The 21,546-nt window shown below is 72.6% G+C and carries 10 protein-coding genes; 5 read left to right on the top strand and 5 right to left on the bottom strand.

The features are described 5' to 3' along the window. Positions 1–69: 69 nt before the first annotated feature. Positions 70–708: a TetR/AcrR family transcriptional regulator gene (locus tag ACFFJG_RS05960; protein WP_378517682.1), complete on the bottom strand. Its 639-nt coding sequence runs from the start codon at positions 706–708 to the stop codon at positions 70–72. Between the two features lie 62 nt (positions 709–770). Between ACFFJG_RS05960 and glmU the strand changes: the two genes are divergently transcribed. Together glmU and ACFFJG_RS05950 are read left to right on the top strand one after the other, a co-directional pair. Then, positions 771–2,216 carry a bifunctional UDP-N-acetylglucosamine diphosphorylase/glucosamine-1-phosphate N-acetyltransferase GlmU gene (glmU, locus tag ACFFJG_RS05955; RefSeq protein WP_378517681.1) on the top strand — a complete coding sequence of 482 codons (1,446 nt, stop codon included), beginning with the start codon at positions 771–773 and terminating at the stop codon, positions 2,214–2,216. Positions 2,217–2,336: 120 nt separating this feature from the next. Beyond that, positions 2,337–3,308, top strand: a complete 972-nt coding sequence (locus tag ACFFJG_RS05950) for a ribose-phosphate diphosphokinase (protein ID WP_446686218.1) — start codon at positions 2,337–2,339, stop codon at positions 3,306–3,308. A 166-nt stretch (positions 3,309–3,474) separates the two neighbouring features. Here the strand turns inward: ACFFJG_RS05950 and pepN are convergent, their stop codons facing one another. After that, a complete protein-coding gene (gene pepN, locus ACFFJG_RS05945; RefSeq protein ID WP_378517679.1) occupies positions 3,475–5,883 on the bottom strand; it encodes an aminopeptidase N in 2,409 nt (802 codons plus the stop codon). Between the two features lie 305 nt (positions 5,884–6,188). Between pepN and ACFFJG_RS05940 the strand changes: the two genes are divergently transcribed. Beyond that, a complete protein-coding gene (locus ACFFJG_RS05940; protein WP_378517678.1) occupies positions 6,189–6,884 on the top strand; it encodes a 50S ribosomal protein L25/general stress protein Ctc in 696 nt (231 codons plus the stop codon). Between the two features lie 225 nt (positions 6,885–7,109). Beyond that, the gene (pth, locus tag ACFFJG_RS05935; RefSeq protein WP_378517677.1) at positions 7,110–7,703 is read left to right on the top strand and encodes an aminoacyl-tRNA hydrolase; all 594 of its coding nucleotides are present in this window, start codon (positions 7,110–7,112) and stop codon (positions 7,701–7,703) included. A 17-nt stretch (positions 7,704–7,720) separates the two neighbouring features. Here pth and ACFFJG_RS05930 read toward each other — a convergent pair whose 3' ends face one another. From ACFFJG_RS05930 to ACFFJG_RS05920, 3 genes are all read right to left on the bottom strand, one after another. Beyond that, positions 7,721–9,826 (bottom strand): RCC1 domain-containing protein, encoded by a 2,106-nt coding sequence (locus ACFFJG_RS05930; RefSeq protein ID WP_378517676.1) that lies wholly within the window; start codon positions 9,824–9,826, stop codon positions 7,721–7,723. Position 9,827: 1 nt separating this feature from the next. Beyond that, positions 9,828–14,687 (bottom strand): PKD domain-containing protein, encoded by a 4,860-nt coding sequence (locus ACFFJG_RS05925; RefSeq protein WP_378517675.1) that lies wholly within the window; start codon positions 14,685–14,687, stop codon positions 9,828–9,830. A 77-nt stretch (positions 14,688–14,764) separates the two neighbouring features. Continuing rightward, positions 14,765–15,817 (bottom strand): sulfite exporter TauE/SafE family protein, encoded by a 1,053-nt coding sequence (locus tag ACFFJG_RS05920; protein ID WP_378517674.1) that lies wholly within the window; start codon positions 15,815–15,817, stop codon positions 14,765–14,767. 241 nt (positions 15,818–16,058) lie between these two features. Between ACFFJG_RS05920 and ACFFJG_RS05915 the strand changes: the two genes are divergently transcribed. Continuing rightward, positions 16,059–21,263, top strand: coding sequence for a PKD domain-containing protein (locus tag ACFFJG_RS05915; RefSeq protein WP_378517673.1), 5,205 nt, complete (start codon positions 16,059–16,061; stop codon positions 21,261–21,263). The last annotated feature ends 283 nt before the right edge of the window (positions 21,264–21,546 follow it).

The raw sequence follows: 21,546 nt of genomic DNA, 5'->3' as shown, positions 1-21,546 counted from the left end.
GTCCAACAGGAATCTGGCGTCGTCAGATTAGGTCAGGCCACGCTGGGCCGCACCGGAGGGTGACCCACGTCACGCTGGCCGGACGGGATCGACCAAAGCCGTGGAGGCGCCCGCGAGGAACCGGGCGAGCGCGTCGGCGACGAGGTCGCGGTCGGGGGAGAAGCCGGCGCTGGTCCACGTCACCACGGTGTGGCTGACCGCGCCGACGGCCGTGCTGGCCAGGAGATCGCGCGTGAGGTCGGGCAGGTCGGCGACGCCGTCGCGGCCCGCGACCACGCCGAGCATCAGGTGGCCGAAGGCCTGCATCCGCGCGAGGTACGCCGCCTCGACGCGCGGGCTGACGCCGAGCACCTCGAACCAGACCACCCGCGTCAGGCGGGGGTCGGACTCCACGACCTCCAGGAAGGCCGCGAGGCCACGGCGGGCGAGGTCGGCCACGTCGTCGGTGCGGTCGCCGAGGGCGTCCACTGCGGCCCGCTCGAGCCGGGCGGTGCACGCGTCGTAGACCGCGAGGAGCAGGTCCTCGGTGGAGTCGAACTGCTCGTAGAAGTAGCGGTCGCTGACCTTGGCCGCGCGGCACAGCAGGCGCACGGTGGTGGCGCGGTAGCCCGCGGTGCCGAAGAGCTCGAGCCCGGCCTCGAGCAGCTGGCGGCGGCGCCGCGCCAGCCGGTCGGGGGCCGACTCGCCGGCGTAGGTGCGACCACTCACCCCGTCATCAGACCACAGCCGTGGTCGGCCGGGACGGCGTGCAGGTGGCAGACTCGCCCGCCATGGAGAACCTCACCGTCATCGTCCTGGCCGCCGGTGGCGGCACCCGCATGAAGTCCAAGACGATGAAGGTGCTGCACCCTGTGGCCGGTCGCTCGATGATCGGTCACGTGCTGCGTGCGGTGCAGGCCGTCGAGCCCACCCGCGTGGTCGCCGTCGTCGGTCACCAGCGCGAGCAGGTCGGCCCGCACATCACCTCCCTGGTGCCCGACGCGGTCCTCGCGGTGCAGGAGACCCAGGAGGGCACCGGCCACGCCGTCCGGATCGCGATGGAGGCCGCCGGCACCACGACCGGCACGGTGATCGTCGCCGCCGGCGACACCCCGCTCCTGGAGGGCGACTCGCTGCGCGCCTTCGCCGAGGAGCACGAGGCCGCCCAGCGCGCCGTCAGCATCCTGAGCGGCCGCGTGCCGAACCCGTTCGGCTACGGCCGCATCGTCCGCAACGCGGAGGGCGACGTCGAGGCCATCGTGGAGGAGAAGGAGGCCACCGACGAGCAGCGCCGGATCGACGAGATCAACTCCGGCATCCTCGCCTTCGACGCCGGCTTCCTCGTCTCCGCGCTGCCGCGGATCACCAACGACAACGCCAAGGGCGAGTACTACCTCACCGACGCCGTCGGCCTGGCTCGCGAGGACGGCCTCACGGTCGGCGCCCACCTCATCGACGACGTCGCCCAGACCGAGGGCGCCAACGACCGGGCGCAGCTCGCCGAGCTCGGCCGCGAGCTGAACCGCCGCATCGTCACCCGGTGGATGCGCGAGGGCGTGACGGTGATGGACCCCGCCACCACGTGGATCGAGGCCGACGTCGTGCTCGAGCCCGACGTCACGATCCTGCCGGGCACCCAGCTCCTCGGCGCCACCGTCGTGCGTGAGGACGCCGTGGTCGGGCCCGACACCACGCTCAAGGACTGCGAGGTCGGCCCCGGCGCCCGCGTCGTCCGCACCCACGGCGAGCTGGCCGTCGTCGGCGGCGGCGCGAACGTCGGGCCGTTCGCCTACCTCCGCCCCGGCACGCAGCTCGGCGCCGGCGGCAAGATCGGCACCTTCGTGGAGACCAAGAACGCCCGGATCGACGACGGCGCCAAGGTCCCGCACCTGTCCTACGTCGGCGACGCCGAGATCGGCGAGGGCACCAACATCGGCGCCGGGACGATCTTCGCCAACTACGACGGCGTGACCAAGCACCGCACGGTGATCGGCAAGCAGGCGCGCACGGGCTCCAACAACACCTTCGTGGCGCCGGTCGAGGTCGGCGACGGCGCGGGCACCGCCGGCGGCACCGTCGTACGCCGCAACGTGCCCGCCGGGGCGCTCGCGGTGAGCAGCGGTCCGCAGCGCAACCTGGAGGGCTGGACGGAGTCGCGACGGGCCGGGACGGCGCAGGCCGAGGCGGCGGCAGCGGCACGAACGGCCGGTGAACGTGAGCCGACCCCCGGGGAGTGAACCCGGTCCCACCCCGGGGTTGGGCGGACCACCCCTCGTGGTGAACAATCCAGTCAGCACCTCCGAACGAGCCACCCCCCAGGCTGACCCCACAGCGAGGAGTCGCGTCGCGTGACCGGAATGAAGCGGACCACTGAGAAGAACCTGATGGTCTTCAGCGGCCGGGCGCACCCCGATCTGTCACGGGAGGTCGCCGAGCTCCTCGAGACCGGGCTGGTGCCCCAGAGCGCCTACGAGTTCGCCAACGGCGAGCTCTACGTGCGCTACGAGGAGTCCGTGCGGGGGTGCGACGCCTTCGTGATCCAGAGCCACACGGCTCCGATCAACGAGTGGATCATGGAGCACCTCATCATGGTCGACGCGCTCAAGCGCGCCTCGGCCAAGCGGATCACCGTCGTGATGCCGTTCTACGGCTACGGCCGCCAGGACAAGAAGCACCGCGGCCGCGAGCCGATCTCCGCGCGCCTGATGGCCGACCTCTTCAAGACCGCCGGCGCCGACCGGCTGATCACCGTCGACCTCCACGCCGACCAGATCCAGGGCTTCTTCAACGGCCCCGTCGACCACCTGATGGCGCTGCCGATCCTCACCGACTACGTCAAGGAGAAGTACGGCGACCAAGAGCTCGCCGTCGTCTCGCCCGACGCCGGCCGGATCAAGGTCGCCGAGCGCTGGTCGGCCCGCCTCGGCGGCGCGCCGCTGGCGTTCATCCACAAGAGCCGCCGCACCGACGTGGCCAACGAGGTCGTCGCCAACCGGGTCGTGGGCGAGGTGAAGGGCAAGATCTGCGTCCTCACCGACGACATGATCGACACCGGCGGCACGATCGTGAAGGCGGCGGAAGCCTGCATGGCCGACGGCGCCGCCGGCGTGGTCATCGCCGCGACCCACCCGATCCTCTCCGACCCGGCCGTCGACCGGCTCAAGAACTCCTCGGCCCTCGAGGTCGTGGTGACCAACACCCTCCCGGTGCCGGCCGACAAGCAGTTCGACAAGCTCACCACCCTCTCCATCGCCCCGCTGATCGCCCGCGCGATCCGCGAGGTCTTCGAGGACGGCTCGGTGACCTCGATGTTCGAGGGCCACGCCTGAGCGACGTACCGCCCCTCGGCTGACGTCGTCGGTCGCCGACCGGGGTTCTGGCGTTGGGGCCGTTGCTCGGATTCCCCCGGCTAGGCGGGGGATTCCGAGGTTCTCGGGGTTTGCAAACCCCCAGAACCACGAGCTCCCCCGGCTAACCGGGGGAACCCGAGGCGGCTCAGAGCGTGCGGTCGAGGTCGTCGAGGTGGTCGTTCCACGACCGCGCGAGGACGGTGGGGGCCTCGCCGGTGGCGAGGGCGGCGGCCACCTCGGCGCGCAGCTCACGGCGTACGTCGACGGGCAGGGGCAGGCGGGGGAAGGCGTCGCCGACGCTGTCGGCCATCGCCTGGCCCGACCGCCGGGCCAGGGCGAGCCCGTCGGTGACGTAGCGCGAGAGGTAGGGGCGCAGGAGGTCGGCCTGCTCCCAGCCCCAGAAGCCGGTGCCGGTGGCGTCGAGCTCGTGGGTGCTGAGCTCGCCGCTCACCAGCCGCTCCCAGGTCGCGGCCTTGGCCTCCTCCGTCGGCACCGCGGCGCGGGCGGAGAGCGAGGCGTGGTGGCCCGAGACCGACTTGTCGCGCTCCACCTCAGCGTCGATGTGGGACGGGTCGCCGAGCTCGGCGAGGCGGTGGACGGCGGCCCACCGGACGCTGGGGTCGACGTCGTCCTGGCCGAGCCAGTCGACGAGGAGGTCGCGGTCGCTGCTGAGCCGGGCCAGCACCCGCGCGGCGCCCGGCGCGAGCAGGGGGTCGCCGCCGTCGACGGCGCCCTTCGCGATGTCGGCGACGACCGCGAGGTGCGCGGCGACCTCGCCGGGCTCGTCGTAGCGGCGCACCACGAGCTGCAGCGCGCGCATCACGCCCTCGAAGACCAGCGGGTGGCGCTCGCGGCGCAGGTGGCGGTCGGCGAGGGCGATGAAGTCGTCGACCGCGAGTACCTGCGACTCGGTGAGGTCGGTGGCGGTCCACCACAGCACCGCGCGGGTCAGCTGCGACTCGACGTCGGACAGGCCCTCGGTGATCGCGGCCCACGACTGCTCGTCGGGCCGCACCACGGCGAACGTCTCGTCGCCGGAGTTGGGCACCACGACCCGCCCGGCGAAGTCCTCGAGCCGCACCGGCTCGTCGCCGACCAGCACGTCGCGCGAGCCGACGAGCGCCATCGCGTCGTCGTAGGCCGAGACGGTGATCCGGTGCGAGCGCGAGCCCTCCCGGGTGAGGACCGGCACGTCGCCGTCGCGGGTGACGACCAGCGTGTCGAAGCCGGTCGTGCGCAGCCACGCCTGCGCCCAGCCGCGCACGTCCTTGTCGGTCGCGGCGTCGAGGGAGTCGAGGAAGTCGGCGAGCGTGGCGTTGCCGAAGGCGTGGGTCGTGAGGTGGCGGTTGACCCCGGCGAGGAAGTCGTCCTGGCCGAGCCAGTGGCCGAGCTGCGCGAGCGCGGCGTTGCCCTTGGCGTAGGTGATCATGTCGAAGTTCGCGAAGGCGGTGTCGACGTCGACGATCTTCTCGGTGTCCTCCGCGATCGGGTGCGAGGAGCGGCGGCGGTCGGCGCGGTAGCCGGTGGGCTTGCGGGTGATCGCGGCCGAGGTCCAGGCGTCGGTGTAGCCGGCCGCGACGCCGGCGACGTCGTAGCCCATGAAGTCGGCGAACGACTCGTTGAGCCACGAGTCCTCCCACCACTTCATCGTCACCAGGTCGCCGAACCACATGTGGGCCATCTCGTGGGCGATCGTGGAGGCCACCCACTCCTTCTCCAGCTCGGTGGGCGTGCCCTGGGGCAGGTAGGCGTCGCGGAAGACCACGCAGCCGGGGAACTCCATCGCGCCCCAGTTGAGGCCGGGGGCGAAGACCTGCTGGTAGTCGGCGTAGGGGTACTCCGGCTCGAAGACGGTCGTGTAGTGCTGGAAGCAGGCGCTGGTGATGCGGCGCAGCTCGTCGGCGTCGCGCTGCAGCTCGCGCTCCTGCGAGGCACGCGCGTGCCAGCCGAACGGCAGCGTGCTGCCGGGTGCGGGCGCGTACGGCTCGTCCCACGTCACCGACACCCACGGGCCGCCGACGAGGGTGAAGAGGTACGACGAGAACGGCGGGGTCGTGGCGAACGACCACGTGTCGCCGTCCCGGCCCTCGAGCGCGCCGTTGGCCAGGACGGTCCAGTGCGACGGCGCGGTGACGCGCACGGTGAAGGTCGACTTGATGTCGGGCTGGTCGAAGCAGGGGACGACCTTCTGGGCGATGTCCATCGAGGTGTGGGCGCACACGTAGCGCTCGTCGTCGGCGGGATCGACGGTGACCGTCATCCCGTCGCCGTCGGTGACGTAGGGCATCCGGGCGGTCACGACGACCTCGTTGTCCTCGGCGAGGTCGGTGAGCGCGATCCGGTCGTCGGCGTACGCCGCGGGTCGCCCGTCGAGGGTCACGTCGGAGGCGCCGGTGAGCTCGAGGAACGTCGACGCCCCGGGCTCGGTGCACCGGAAGGCGATCCGCGCCTCGACGGTGAAGTGCTCGGTCGAGGTGAGGTCGAGGTGCAGGTCGGTGCGGACGTCGGTCACGAGGAGGGCGCGCTCACGCGCCTCGGGGAGCAGGAGGGGCACCGGGCCACCCTAGTGACCCGCGGCACACCGGCGCCTCCGGGTCGTGGACGGGTGCGGGCTGGGGATTCGACCCGCCGCGGGGGTGGGGTCTAGAGTTCCCGGGTTGCCTCGGCGAGGGAGACGGTCGCACGAACCGGACTCCGTGATCGACAGGGCTCGGACAGCTCCGCTGCGCCGCGCTCACGATCCGGAGCGCGGCGTTCGTCGTCTCCGGACCCGCCGAGCCGGCCGCACCGGCCCCTCACGTACGGGGTCACCGAACCCCGAGACACACCCCCGTCGTCCCGAACAGCACAGGAGATCCCATGTCTGCCCCCGAGAAGATCGTCGCCGAGTCCCGCACCGAGTTCGGCAAGGGCGCGGCCCGCCGCATCCGCCGCGAGAACAAGATCCCCGCCGTCGTCTACGGCCACGGCAACGAGCCGACCCACGTCATCCTGCCCGGCCACCAGACCATGATGGCCCTCAAGCACGGCGGCGCGAACGCCCTGCTCGCCCTCGAGATCGACGGCGCCGAGCAGCTCGCCCTCACCAAGGACGTGCAGGTCGGCCCGATCCGCCGCGTCATCGAGCACGTCGACTTCGTCTCGGTCAAGCGCGGCGAGAAGGTCACCGTCGACGTCCCCGTGCACGTCACCGGCGAGGCCGGCCCGGACACGCTGGTCGTGACCGAGAACGCCGTCGTCTCCGTCGAGGCCGAGGCCACCCACATCCCCGAGGTCTTCGAGGTCTCCGTCGAGGGCGCTGCCGCCGGCACCCAGGTCCTCGCCAAGGACCTCGACCTCCCCTCGGGCGTCACCCTCCTCGCCGACGAGGAGCTGCTCATCATCAACGTGACCGAGCAGATCTCCGCCGAGGCCCTCGAGGCCGAGCTCGCCGAGGCCGAGGCCGACGCCGGCATCGAGCACGACCCGTCGCAGGACGAGATCGCCGAGGCGCAGGACGAGGCCCAGGCCGAGGACGCCGCGCAGGAGTCCGGCGAGGCCTCCGACTCGGAGTGACCCGGCGCCTCTGCGCCTGCTGACCCCGTCGAGTCGGCGCTCGTGACCAGGGCAACCGGGACACGAGCGCCGACTCGGCGTCATTTCGGGGTGCACACGCGCCCACTCGGTGCCCCGTGCCGGTGCACACGCGCCGACTCGGCGTCGTCTCGCGGTGCACACGCGCCCACTCGGCGCCCCGTGCCGGTGCACACGAGCCCGCTCGGCGGATGAAAGGATGACGACGTGAGTGACGCCCCCACCTCCGACGTGTGGCTGGTGGTCGGTCTCGGCAACCCCGGCCCGTCCTACGCGGGGCACCGCCACAACATCGGCTACATGGTCACCGACGAGCTGGCCTCGAGGATGGGCTCGCCCTTCCGCTCCCACAAGTCCGGTCGCGCCGACGTCGTCGAGGGCCGGCTGTCGCTCGGCGGCCCGCGCGTGGTGCTGGCCCGCCCGCGCAGCTACATGAACGAGCTGGGTGGGCCGGTCAAGGCGCTGGCGACCTTCTACAAGGTGGCGCCCGACCACGTCGTTGCGATCCACGACGAGCTCGACATCGCCTTCGGCACGCTGCGCGTCAAGCTCGGCGGCGGCGACAACGGGCACAACGGCCTGAGGTCGATGCGCTCCTCCCTCGGCACCGGCGACTTCCACCGGGTCCGCGCCGGCATCGGCCGCCCGCCGGGCCGGCAGGACGTCGCCGACTTCGTGCTGTCGAACTACTCGACGGTCGAGCGCAAGGAGCTGCCCTTCCAGGTCTCCGACGCCGCCGACGCCGTCGAGTCGCTCATCACCGACGGCCTCGAGAAGACCCAGCAGCGCTTCAACTCCTGACCACGCACCGCCCCGCCTCAGGCGGGCGGCAGCACGACCGTCCACGCCAGCGCACGTCCCGAGGCGAGCCCGGCGGTGGCGGACACCGCCGGTGCCGTCCCGGCCGGTACGCCGGTCTGGTCGCCGGCCGTCGTGGTCAGCAGGCCCGAGCCGCTGCCGGTGGTCGCCGCGCGCGGCGTGAGGGTGCCCGGGAGCGTCCAGCCGTGGGCGGTGCCGCTCTTGTCGGCCCAGTGGCGCAGCACCACCGACCCGGCCTGGACGACGGTCGCCGCGGGCGCGCTGTGGGTGGCGGTGAAGTCCGTCTCCGCGCGCCCGACCGCGCTGGGCGCGCCGGCGCCGGCGTAGGCGAGCAGGACCAGGCTGGTCTTGGAGGTCGCGTCGAGCGCCAGGCTCAGCGTCGTGCCCGGCAGCGCCGTGCCGGCGGTCCGGCTGAGCACCCACGACCGGAGGTCGGTGCCGTCGGAGACGGTCGAGACGAGCGTCCAGCCGCTGGGGGTGGTGAGGGTCGCGGCCCGGTTGGTGGTCACCACCAGGACCAGCCGGTCGGCGGCCTGCACGGTGGCCGGCACGCCGACCTGCGGGCGTGAGGTGCTGGAGTCCGAGGTCGACGACGCACGCCAGACCGGCCCGGTCGGCGGCGGCTGGTCGGCCACGACCACCGTCCGCACCGCCGTCGCCGTCGCGCCCTCGTCGTCGGTGACCGTGAGGGTCACGTCGTAGGAGCCGGCCGCCGCGTAGGTGTGGGCCGTCGTCGTGCCCGAGCCGCCGGAGCCGTCGCCGAAGGACCACGCGCGCGCGGTCAGCGCGCCGCCGTCGGGATCGCGCGACCCGCTGGCGTCGAAGGTGCAGGACAGCCCCTGGCAGGTCGAGGTGAAGGTGGCGTCGGGGTCGCTGGGCGGGGGCGGCCCCGTGCCGACGAGGACGGTCGTGTACTCCTGCCCGCCACCGCCGGCGAGCGTGGCGCCCGAGACGCCCGGGACCACGACCGGGGTGGACCGGTTGGTGGTCGTGCCGTCACCCACCTGGCCCGTGTCGTTGGCACCCCAGGCCATCACCCGGCCGTCGGCGAGGACCGCGACGCCGGTGTCGCGCCCGGAGCCGATCGAGACCACGGACGACAGGGCGCGCACGGCGACCGGGCGTGACCGGTTGGTGGTGGTGCCGTCGCCGAGGTTGGCGCGGTAGTTGCGCCCCCACGCCAGCACGGTGCCGTCGGTGCGCAGGGCGTAGGAGTGGTGGGCGCCGGCGATCACCTGGGCCACGCCGGTGGCGACCTGGACGGGGGAGGTGCGGTCGGTCGTCGTGCCGTCGCCGACCTGCCCGTAGTCGTTGGAGCCCCACGCCCAGACGCTGCCGTCACCGCGGAGGGCGAGCCCGTGGTCGCGTCCGCCGGCGACGGAGACGACCCCGGTGAGGGAGCCGATCCGCACCGGCGTGGTGCGCCGGACGAGCGTGCCGTCACCGAGCTGGCCCTCGTCGTTGCGCCCCCACCCGACGACCGTGCCGTCGGCGCGCAGTGCGTAGCTCATGTCGCGACCGCCGGCGACCGCGACGGCGTCGGACAGGCCGCTGACGGTGACGGGGCTGCGGCGCAGGGTGGTGGTGCCGTCGCCGAGCTGTCCGTCGGCGTTGAGGCCGAAGGTGCGCACGGTGCCGTCGGCGAGGAGGACGACGGTGTGGTTGTGACCGGTCTCGACGGCGCTCGCGTTCGTGAGGCCGGGCACCCGCGTCGGCGAGGCCAGGTTCGCCGAGCCGCCGGTGCCGAGCTGTCCCTGCTGGTTGCTGCCCCACGTCCAGACGGTGCCGTCGGAGCGCAGCGCCGCCACGTGCTCGCGACCGCCGTGCAGGTCGACGACGTCGCCGAGACCGCTGACCGGCCCGGGAGCCGGCCGGGCCGTGGTGGTGCCGTCACCGAGCTGGCCGAAGCCGTTGCCGCCCCAGGTCCACGGCACGCCGGCGGGCGCGACGCCCAGCGCCGCGGCGGGTGCCGGAGCGGGAGCCGCGGTGGGCGCCGCCGCGAAGCCGGCCGCCGGCGCCACGAGGGCGGCGAACGGCAGGAGGGCCGCGGCCGCCCCCGCCCCGATGCGGTGCAGGACGTCGGTCGCGACCCTCCCGGTCGTCATCTCAGCGGTCCAGCCGGAGCAGGATCGTCCACGCCGTGGCGGCGCCGGACGTGCCGTCGGCGGTGGCGGTCAGACCGCCGAAGGGGCCGTCCGGCAGCGGGCCGCCGGAGTCGCCCAGCACGCTGCAGATGCGACCGGCGTTGCTGCCGCAGATCGCCTGCCGCTGGGTCACGCCGCCGGGGAGGGCGAACCCGGTGGTCGCCGAGGACTTGTCGGCCCAGTAGGAGACCGCCCAGTCGCCCGCGCCCGCCTGGACGGTCGGGGTGGTGTGCCCGGCCCGGACCACCGTCTCGGCGGCGCCGACGACCTGCGGGGCGAGCATGTCGCCGCTGTAGGTGGCCAGGGTGAGGGTGTACTTGGCGGCGGCGTCCATCGCGAACCTGACCGTCTTGCCGGCGTCGCCCGCGGCGGCCGTGCGGGTCCAGACGAACGTCCGCATCGTCCCCGACGTCACGCTGTCGGCCAGCGTCCAGCCCGTGACGCCGCTGCTCGGGTCGCCCGGCACCCGCGTCGCGTCGTTGAGGGAGAGCACCAGCACCATCCGGTCGCCGGCCGACGTGCCGGCCGGGACGAGCGTGTTGGGGGTGGAGACGTTGCCCTGGTTGACCGTGCTGCCGACGAGAGCGATCGGGCGGATGGCGACGGGCGCGAGGGTCCGCGTGGTCGAGGCCGTGCCGCCGTCGTTGTCGGTCACCGTCAGCCCCGGCACGACGGAGCCGCCCGCGGCGTAGGTGTGGGTCGTCGTGGGCCCGGTGGTCGTCTCGGTGGTGCCGTCGCCGAAGGCCCAGTCGTAGGAGGCCACGGTGCCGTCGGCGTCGGCCGAGCCCGACGCGTCGAAGCTGCACACGAGGTAGCGGCAGGTGGCAGTGAAGGCTGCGGTGGGCGGCGCATTGGTGCGCGTGACCTGCACCGGCACCACCACCGAGCCGCTCGCGCCCTCGTCGTCGGTGACGGTGAGGGTCACCTGGCGCGTCCCGCTGGTCACGAAGTCGTGGCTCGGGGTGCGGCCCGTGGCGGTGGCGCCGTCACCGAAGTCCCACGCGTAGGACACGACGGACCCGTCGGCGTCGCTCGAGGTCGTCGCGTCGAAGTCGCACGCGGCGCTGGTGCACGACGAGGTGAAGGCGGCGGTCGGCGCCTGGTTGGGCTCGACGGTGCGCAGCACGACCGACCACGTGGTGGCCGTGGCGTTGGCGGTGTCCGCGGTGGCCACCAGGCCGCCGTACTGCCCGGTCGGCACCGCGGCGCCGGAGTCGGCCCACGTGCTGCACACGTGGCCGGTGCCGGTGGAGCAGATTGCCTGGCGCCCGGTCACCGAGCCCGGGAGGGCGAAGCCGGTCGTGGCGGCGGACTTGTCGGCCCAGTAGGAGACCACCCACGAGCCGGCGGGGGCGTCGACGAGCGGGGTCGGGTGGCCGGCACGGCTCACGGTCTCGGCCAGGTCGGCCACGACGAGCGCCCCCGAGCGCACGCCGGAGTAGTCGGCGACCGTCATCGTGTACTTGGCGGCCGCGTCGAGCGGCACCGTCACCTTCTTCGAGGCGTCCGTCGCCGCAGCCACCTTGCTGTAGAGGCGGGTCTGCATGCTGCCGGAGGTGGTGGTGCCCAGGACGGTCCACCCGGTGACGCCGGTGGGCGCACCGAGCGCGCGGCTCGACGAGTTGAGCGTCAGCGCCATGACCAGCCGGTCGCCGGCCGAGACCGTCGACGGCGTGGTGACGTTGGGGGTGGAGACGTTGCCCTGGTTGGCGGCGCCCCCGACGTAGGAGACGGTGCTGGGCGCCGGCGCGGCCACCAGGACCCGCACGGTCGAGGCGTCGTCGGTGGCCCCGTCGTCGTCGGTGACCACGAGCGTCGCGGTGTAGGTGCCGGGGGAGGCGTAGGTGTGGCTGAGGGTCGCGCCGGTGGCGTGCGTCCCGTCGCCGAGGTCCCAGGCGTAGTCGTCGACCGTGCCGTCGCTGTCGCTCGACGTGGTGGCGTCCAGGTCGCACACGAGGTAGGTGCACGTCATGGTGAAGTCGGCGGTCGGCGCGACGTTGGGCCTGACCACCGTGACCTGCTGGGTGGTGCTGGTCGAGAGCCCGCCGTCGTCGGTGACGGTCAGGGTCACGTCGTAGGTGCCGGACCCGGCGAAGTCCTTCTGCGGCGTCGGTCCGCCGGCCTCGTCGCCGTCGCTGAAGGTCCACTCGTAGGACGACACGGTGCCGTCGCCGTCGGTGGAGGTGCCGGCGTCGAAGCTGCAGGAGACGCCGGTGCAGCTGGAGGTGAAGCGGGCGGTGGGTGCGGTGTTGGGCAGGACGGAGGCCAGGAAGACCGCACGTCCGCGCCAGTCGGTGGTGGCGTCGGCGACCGACGAGGTGCCGGTCGGGGCGCCCCCGGTGAAGCCGATCTTCAACAGCTGGCCGTTGGTCGAGCTGACGACGTAGAGGGTGCTGCCGTCGAGGAACATCCCCCGGGTGCTGGCCCAGCTGATGTTGCCCCCGGCGACGGTGTTCTCCACGCCGCCGATCACGCCGCTGTCGGGGGAGAACCAGCGCCAGAACAGGGACGTCTGGCCGCTGCGCGTGTAGTAGATGCGGCCGTCGGAGTAGAACATGCCCGTCACGGTGCTGAGCTGGGTGTACCAGGTCGGCAGCACGCCGGCGTAGGTCTGCCCGACCGGGCCGCTGCCCGTCTCGACGCTGCTCCACAGCGGGTCGAGGTAGGGGTTGACCGCGGTGGGTGCTCCGAAGCTGGTCCCGTCGAACGGGCGGCGGTAGAGCATCCCGTCGGTCTGGCCGTAGAAGAGGGTGCGGCCCACCATGACCGCGTTGCGGACGTTGCTCCAGTCGAACGAGCCGGTGCTGACGGTGCCCTGCGAGGTGACCGACGTGCCGTCGAAGGAGAGCACCTTGGCGACACCGGCGTTGGACGGCGCGGCCGTGTTGACGATCTCGATCGCGTTGACCTCGGGGTTGCCGAACGCGGTGTGGGTGAAGTCGATGTTGACGGTGCCGTCGCTGGTGATGTCGAACGACTTCATCGTGCCCTTGTTGACGCCCGGGTCGACGTTGGGGTCGTAGCTCGACAGCCTGGTCACGCCGTCGATGAGCACGTTGAACCGCCGGGTGCTCGTCGAGCGGCTCGCGAAGTAGAGCCGCACCTGCGCGCTGGTGCCGGAGGGGACCGGGAAGGTCCACTGCATCTCGTTGCCGCCGGTCGGGTCGTTGCGCTCCTGGGTCCAGATGCCGAGCGGCGTGGAGGCGGGCACGTTGACCAGCGACGTGGAGGACAGAGCGCTCCAGGTCGCGGTGGTGCTGCCGGTGTTGTGGTACGCGCTGGTGGCGCTGTTGTCGGCGGCCCAGTCGGGCCCGTTGTCGGTCGAGGCGATCGCGGCGCCGCCGGCGTTCACGCGGTAGAGCACGTTGCTCGAGGTGAGCGGGGCGCCGACGTAGACGTTGCCGGGCAGCGAGCCGGTGGCCTTCGAGGCGGTGTCGTAGCCCTCGGAGTAGGGGAAGAAGGCGATGCGCGGGCGCTGGTAGCGGCGGTCGCCGATCCAGTCGGTGTCGCTGGTGACCCAGATGCCGGCGTCGGTCTCGTAGATCTCGTAGGCCGCCTCGCCGCGGGGGTTGCGACCGGGGTTCCACTTCAGCGGGACGCCGGTCTGGGGGTCGAGGGCCGAGAGCCCGGGCCGCGGCACGGCGCCCTGCGCGGCCTTGTCGGAACCGTTGGGGTTGTTCATCCAGCGGTTGTGGCCGCCGACGTAGACCGCGGACCGGGTGATCTCGACGCCCCACAGGGTGTCGCCGCCGGAGTTGGTCACCCAGGTGGGCTGGAGGGCGGTGCCGACCGCGTAGGTCTCGAAGCGCGACGCCGTGTCGCACAGGGTGCCCGCGTTGGGGCCGCCGGTGGTCGCGACGACGAAGAACGACCCGTCGGGCGACATCTCCACGTCGCGCATGTAGCTGTCGAAGGCCCGCGGGGAGCAGATGGGGGAGTAGCGCGAGGTGTACCAGTCGGGCGAGACCACGGCGGTGGTGCCCGTCAGGTCGATCATCACGATCTGGTCGCGGGCCAGCCCGCCGACGGTGCGGAAGTTGCCGACGACGACCAGCCGGTCGCCGGCCGGGGTGACCCCGGACTCGCGGATGCCGATGGGAGCCTGCGCCCCGGAGCCGGAGTTGTTGTGGTGCCCGTCGACGGTGAGGTCCAGGAAGGGGTCGAGCGCGCCGGTCGTGGCGTCGAGCGTGCCGAGCTGGCCGTGGGCGACCCCGTTGATCCTGGTGAAGAAGCCACCAATGAACAGCCGGTTGCCCGGGAGGAGCTCCATGGTCTCGATGCCGCCGTTGGTCGACGGCGCCTTGAACGACGACACCGCCTGCCCGGTGGTCACGTCGAGGAGCTGCAGGTGGTTGGGGCCCTTGCCGTTGATCTTGGTGAAGTCGCCGGCGACGTAGACCGTCCCGGGAGTCGGGCCGGGCATCAGCTGCTGCACCTGGCCGTCGACGGTGGGGTTGAAGGTCTGGCTGACCAGCCCGGTCGTGGCGTCGAAGGCGAAGAGGTTCTGCCGCGTGTAGGGCGTGCCGTTCATCGGGTCGGCGACCTGGGTGAAGAGACCGCCGGCGATCATCGTGTTGCCGACCTGGACGATCTTGGAGACCTCGCCGTCGAGGACCCAGGGGGTCTTCTTGCTCGGCACGTCGCCCGGCATCCGGTTCGCCGCGGGCGGGGCGGCCCCCGCCTCCACGGCGGTCAGCGCGATCATCGGCAGCGCCATGGCGAGGGCGGTGACGAGGGTGGTCGCGAGTGCGGTGACGAGTGCGGTCAGCCGGCGCATCAGCACGGGGTCCTCCTGGGGTGCGGTGAGGGGGCCGAGAGCCACGCGGCAGGTCCGTCGCCGGACCACCCCGGCGTCATCAGAGCCGACGCGCGCCCCTCGTGGGCGCCTGGCGCAGGCGTCTAGCCACCATTGGGTAGGCGGTCCGGCAGCTCGTCGGGCGCGGGGGCCGCGACGCTCGCGCCGACCCGCCACCCGCCCGGGCGGTAGGCCGGGTCCTCTACCTGCTCCGTCGACAGCGCGCCGAAGACCGGGAGCCCCGCGGCGTGGCGGAGCAGGCCCCAGACCAGCGGGACGGCCGCGACCATCACCAGCCCCACGAGGGCGACCAGCAGGGGGTGCACGTCGTCGTCGCCGGCGCCCAGCGGCGCCCACCCGGCCTTGTCGAGCAGGGCCACGCCCGACATGGTCAGCACGACGACGATGCCGCGCCTCACCACCGACTGCGGCACCCGCGGGGCGGCGAGGCTGCCGAGGACCGTGCCGGGCACCGACCCGAGCACGAGGGGCACGGTGACGGTGAGGTCGAGGCCGTGCAGGGCGATGTTCGAGATCGCGGCCGCGAGCACGAGGGGGACGGCCTGGACGAGGTCGGTGCCGACGAGCCGGACGGCGGACAGGCCGGGGTAGAGCATGAGCAGCGCGATCATGATGACCGAGCCGGAGCCCACGCTGGTGACGCCGACGAGCAGGCCGCCGAGCGCACCCACCAGGAGCGTCGGGACCGGCCGGACGGCGGGGTGCTCCTCGGTCGCCACGCCGCGGCGCATCCGGACCAGGTTGACCCACAGCCGCAGCGCATAGGTCAGCGCGGCGAAGAGCAGGGCGAACCCGATGCACAGCTTGAGGACCCGGTCGAGGTCGCCGGGCGGGGAGAGCCAGCTGATCAGGTGGGGGCCGAGCAGCGCGGTCGGCACCGAGCCGAGCACCAGCCAGCCGGCCAGGCGGAGGTCGGGAGAGCCCTCGCGCTTGTGCACGATCGCGCCGCCCGACTTGTAGATCGCGGCCGCCGTCAGGTCGGCGGTCACCACGGTGGGGGCGTCCCCGACGCCGAGGAAGATCAGCGCAGGGGTCATCAGCGCGCCCCCGCCCATGCCGGTCAGGCCCACGACGATGCCGACGACGAAGCCGGCCGCCACGACGGAGAGGAAGGTCGTCGTCACCACGTCGCCCACGGGCCGCCCCTGTTCTGCCGCGCTCGGTCCGCACCCGGTGCACGGCGAGCGGCCCCATCTGACCGCGTGCGCCGGGCCCCCGACCGCCCGGAGCGGGGTCGCTCCCTGATTTCGGTGATAAGCCGCCGACGGCACCGGGGCCGGGGCCGGGCGTCCTTACGTTGCCGACGACACCCGTCCGCGCCTCGACACCTCGTGCCGTGAGCGGGCCTGACGACACGGCTCTTCGAGGGAGTGCGGCATGAAGGCACAGCAGCAGGGACGCAGGCGGCGCACGGTCGCCCTGTCGTCGGTGGGGGCCCTCGTGGCCGCCCTGGTGGGGATCGTCACCACGGCGACCCCGTCGACGGCAGCGGACACGATCAGCTTCCGAGCGTCCGCGCAGGCGGCGTGGAACCAGACCACCGCGCGGGTGACCATCCCCGCCTCGGTGCAGGCCTCGGACGGCATGCTGCTGTTCGTCACCACCAACACCGACGTCACGCTCACCCCTCCCGCGGGGTGGACGCTCGAGGGCACCCGGCTCTCGAACGTCGACACCGAGACGACGCTCTACAGCAGGGTCGCCGCGACCGGCGACGCCGGGCGCAACGCCGCGGTGACGCTGTCGCAGACCGCCAAGAGCTCGATGACGCTGCTGGCCTACGACGGCACGGCCGCCGACCCGGTCGCCGCCGTCGCCTCCGCGGCCGAGACCAACCCGGCCAAGGCCGCGCACGCGACCCCCGGCGCCGCCGTGGCGACCGCGGGGTCCTACGTCGTGTCCTACTGGGCCGACAAGTACGGCCAGGAGACCAACGGCTGGACGCTGCCCGCCGGCCAGACCCAGCGCTCGGTCGTCGCGGGCATCGGCTCGGGACGGATCGCGGCCGTCGCCTCCGACGACAACGCCCCCGCCGGCGTGGGCACCAGCCCGAGCCGCACCGCCACCAGCGCCGTGTCGAGCGCCAAGGCCACGATGTGGACGGTGGTCCTGCAGGCCGACCAGGCCGCGAGCCCCAACGTCGCGCCGGTCGCCTCGTTCACCGCCGCGTGCCCCACCGCCACGTGCACGGTCGACGCGTCCGCCTCGACCGACACCGCCCCGGGCACGATCGCGTCGTACGCCTGGAGCTTCGGTGACGGCACCACCGGCACCGGCGTGTCGACCACCCACACCTACACGACCAGCGGCAGCAAGACGATCAGCCTGACGGTCACCGACAACCAGGGCCTGACCGCCACCACCACGCGCACGGTCAACGTGACCGTCGGCGGCGGCACGGGCGGCGCGGGCGACCAGCCCCGTCCCGGCCACACCCGGCTCGTGCCGAGCACCCCGCGCAGCAACACCCCGCGGATCAGCAACGGCGAGATCTGGGACATCGAGGTCGTGCCGCAGCTCAACCGCGTCTTCATCGCGGGCAGCTTCACCTCGATCCAGAACAACGCGTCGGGCAACACCACGACCTACAACCAGGCCAACCTGGCCAGCTACAACTACACGACCGGCCTGGTCGACGCGCAGTTCCGCCCGACCTTCAACGGCGGCGTCGCGGCCGTCGAGGCCAGTCCGGACGGCACCAAGCTCTTCGTCGGCGGCTCGTTCAACACCGTCAACGGCGTGGCCGCCCAGAAGGTCGCGAGCCTCAACCTGACGACCGGTGCGCCGCTGTCCACGTTCGGGTTCTCCAACAGCACCAACAACCAGGTCCAGTCGCTCGCCGCGACCAACTCCACGCTCTACGTCGGCGGCCGGTTCTCACGGGTCAACGGCGTGCTGAAGAGCGGCCTCGCCGCCGTCAACGCCGCCTCGGGCGCCGTCGACACCGGCTTCTCCAACGACCTGTCCGGCGGCATCGGCGTCAACGGCCAGCTCGGCGTCCCGCAGCTCAAGCTGACCCACGACAACTCCGAGCTCATCGTCGTGCACACCGGCCGTCAGATCGCCGGCCAGGACCGCCTGGGGGTCGGCATCATCGACACCGCCAGCAAGCAGCTGCTGCCCTTCCGCACCCGCCTGTGGGACGAGAACCTCGCCCGCGTCGGCGGCGTGACCCGCATCTGCTGCGCCGACGTCGCGCCCGACGACTCCTACTTCGTCGTCACGTCCGGCTCGGGCGGTGACGCCCCGCCGATCAGCGACACCGCCGTCGCCTACCCGCTCACCGCGGCCGCCCTGCAGAACGACGACGTCGACGAGCTGTGGATCTCGCGCCAGTTCGACTCGATCTACTCGGTGGCGATCACGGAGAACGCCGTCTACGTCGGCGGCCACTTCAGCTTCGTCGAGTCGCCCACCTCGTGCCCGGCCGAGCCCTGCTACGCGGGCCTGACCAACGTCGGCTACGGCACCGGCCAGGGCCTCGCCGGCTACGGCCTCGGCGACGCGGTCGTGCGACGCGACCACATCGCGGCGCTCAGCACCACCACGGGTCGCGGCATCGAGTGGAACCCCACCGGCGGCTCGAACTCGTTCGAGGGCAACAAGGCGATGGAGGCCACCTCCCGCGGCCTGTTCATCGGCGGTGACGGCATGTTCCAGGGCGGTGTGCGCACCGGCCGGGTCGCCTTCTACGACTTCACCACCGAGACCTACCCGCCGGCGCTGCCCGACACCGCGATCGACACCCCCATCGAGGGTCGCGTGGTCGCCAACAACGCGCCCTACACCTTCTCCGGCACCGCCCGCGTCGCCACCGGCACGGTCGGCCGGGTCCAGGTCTCGATCCGCGACCGCGACTCCGGCCAGTACCTCCAGGACAACGGGACGGCGTTCACCACCTTCGGCACCGGCTCCAACACGCTCAACGCCACCCTGTCGGGCACCGGGACCACCCGGGGCTGGTCGGTCCCGGCGACGATCACGACCAACCGCAACATGGTCGTGACGGCGACGGCCTTCACCACGGCGACGGGCGGCACGGCCGACACGACGCCGGCGACGAAGAAGTTCGAGTCGTTCAGCACCGACGACCAGACGCCGACCACCAACATCACCGGCCCGAGCGGCGTCCAGACCTCGACGACCTTCACCGTCACCGGCACGGCCAACGACGACAAGGGCGTCAACTCCCTGACGTACTGGTTCCGTGACGAGGCGGGCCGCTACCTGCAGAACGACGGCACCGTCGACGACATCTACAACACCTTCCGGGGCCAGCCCGACGTGGTCGGCGCGACCAGCGCCACCTGGTCCTACGAGGTCACCCTGCCGCACGAGGGCATCTGGAGGGCCAGCGCCACCGCGATCGACACCACCGGCCAGGCCGACCTCCGCAGCGCGACCCGCGACTTCCGCGTCGACTCCACCTCGGTGGCGCCGACGGTGAAGATCAGCACCCCGGTGGAGATGACCCCGCCGTTCGCCGTGCCGGCCGTGACGGTCGAGCCCGGCAGCCGGGTCACGTTCTCCGGCACCGCGACCGACGACGCCGGCCTCAAGAACGTCGAGATCGGCCTCCGGAACACCTCGACCGGCGAGAACCTCGGCAGCGACTGCACCTGGGGCACGACCGTCGGCGCCGGCAACTGCCGGATCTCGCCGGTCGACATCAGCGGGTCCAACTACAACTGGAGCTGGACCACGCCGTTCAACCTCTCGCCGGGGTCCTACAGCTTCACCGTGCGCGCCACCGACGACGAGGACCTCACGACGTCCTCGACCAACCAGGGGCGCCTGACGCTCAACGCCCAGTTCGCCGGTGACCTGCCGCCCGACACGACCATCGCGTTCACGCCGCCCACCGACCGCTCCCTCGTGGTCAACCTCCAGGGCACGGCCGTCGACGACCTCGGGGTCGACCAGGTGCGGGTCACCCTGCAGGACCGCGACACCGGTCGCTACCTGCAGGCCAACGGCACCATGTCGTCCACCGTCGCCTACCGGACCGCCACGCTGGCGAGCCCCGGCGCGACGTCCACCACCTGGTCGCTGCCGACGATCACCCTGCCCACCGGCGGCAACTGGCGCTTCACCGCGACGGCCTTCGACGCCGCCCACGCCCAGCAGGACGCGAGCCCGGCGAGCGCCAGCTACCAGGTCTACCCGGGCGACGGGCTGCCCACGCTGTCCGACACCCTCGGCCAGCCGGTGAGCGGGTCCACCTTCGACCAGGGCAAGATCGTGGTCACCGGACGGGCCGAGGACGCCCCCGACCAGTACGCCGGCATCTCCGCCGTGCAGGTCGCGATCGTCAACGCGGCGGGCCAGTACATGAGCTCGGCCGGCACCTTCACCAGCACCACGCCGAGCTTCCGCACGGCGTTCCTCAACAGCCCCGGCAGCGTCGGGTCGAACTACTCCTACACGACGCCGGTCATCCCCGCGGGCACCTACAGCGTCATCGTCCAGTCGGTCGACGTCCACAACCAGGTGATGTCGCCGCCGCGGACCTCGACGAACATCGTGGTGACCCAGCCGACCAACACCCCGCCGGTGCCGAGCTTCACCTACTCGTGCAACCAGAACGTCTGCACCTTCGACGGACGCGGGTCGACCGACGAGAACACCGCGGCGCTCACCTACACCTGGAGCTTCGGCACCCAGGGCACGGCGAGCGGCCCGCTGCCGACCAAGACCTTCACCGCCCCGGGCACCTTCCCGGTCACCCTGACGGTCAAGGACGAGTGGCAGGTCTCGGCCACGACGGTCGCGCAGAACGTGACCATCACGGAGCCGGCCGGCAACGCCGCACCGGTGCCCGTCCTGGCGAAGAGCTGCCTGGGCACCACCTGCTCGGTCAGCAGCGCGGGGACGGCAGACCCCAACACCGGTGACGTGATCACCTACGCGTGGAGCTGGGGTGACGGCACGCCCAACAGCACCGGTGCGGCGCCGGCTGCGCACACCTACGCCAGCCCCGGCACGTACACGATCACGCTCACCACGACCGACGGCTGGGGCAAGGCGGCCTCGACGACCAGCACGGTGGTCCTGGCCGAGCCCGCGGGCAACACCGCCCCGGTGCCGCAGTTCACGGCGAGCTGCCTGTCGTTCACCACGTGCGCGTTCAACAGCTCCGGCACGTCGGACCCGCAGGGCGACACCGTCCGCTACGCATGGGCCTTCGGCGACGGGGCGACCAGCACCGCGGCGAACCCCTCGCGCACCTACGCCCTGCCCGGCAGCTACACGGTGACGCTCACGGTCACCGACGTCTGGGGCAAGAGCGCGACGCTGTCGAAGGTCGTGACGATCGAGGAGCCGGCAGGCAACAACGCCCCGACGGTGACCTTCACCACCAGCTGCACGGGCCTGGTCTGCGCCACCAACAGCGCCGGCACCACGGACACCGACGGGGGCATCAGGTCGTACTCCTACAGCTGGGGCGACAACACCGCGGCCAGCACGACCGCCAACGCGTCGCACTCCTACGCGGTCGCCGGCACGTACACCGTCGTGCTCACCGTGACCGACAACTGGGGTCGCAGCAGCACCGCGAGCCGCACCGTGACGGTGCCCTGACGGGCCCCGCCGCAGGCACCTGCCGCACGCCGCGCTGACGGCAGGTGACACGGTCCGTGACACCGGACGTGGCCCATCGGGGTCACGTCCGGTGACGCGTCCGGAGGGGGTCCCGGCGACTTGACGCTCTCGCGGGGGGTGCGGTGCACTGCTGTCCCCGTCCCCCACGGCGAGGCCCCTCGGTGCCCGACGCGCACCGCCCTGTCCCGGGCCGTCGCCGACTCGGAAGGTCCCATGGAACACCTCACTCGTCGTCATGTCCTCCAGCTGGCCGGCGCCACCG

It is taken from the genome of Nocardioides zeicaulis (assembly GCF_042432345.1).
Classification (GTDB): domain Bacteria; phylum Actinomycetota; class Actinomycetes; order Propionibacteriales; family Nocardioidaceae; genus Nocardioides; species Nocardioides zeicaulis.
This window is presented reverse-complemented; position numbering and strand designations above follow the sequence as displayed.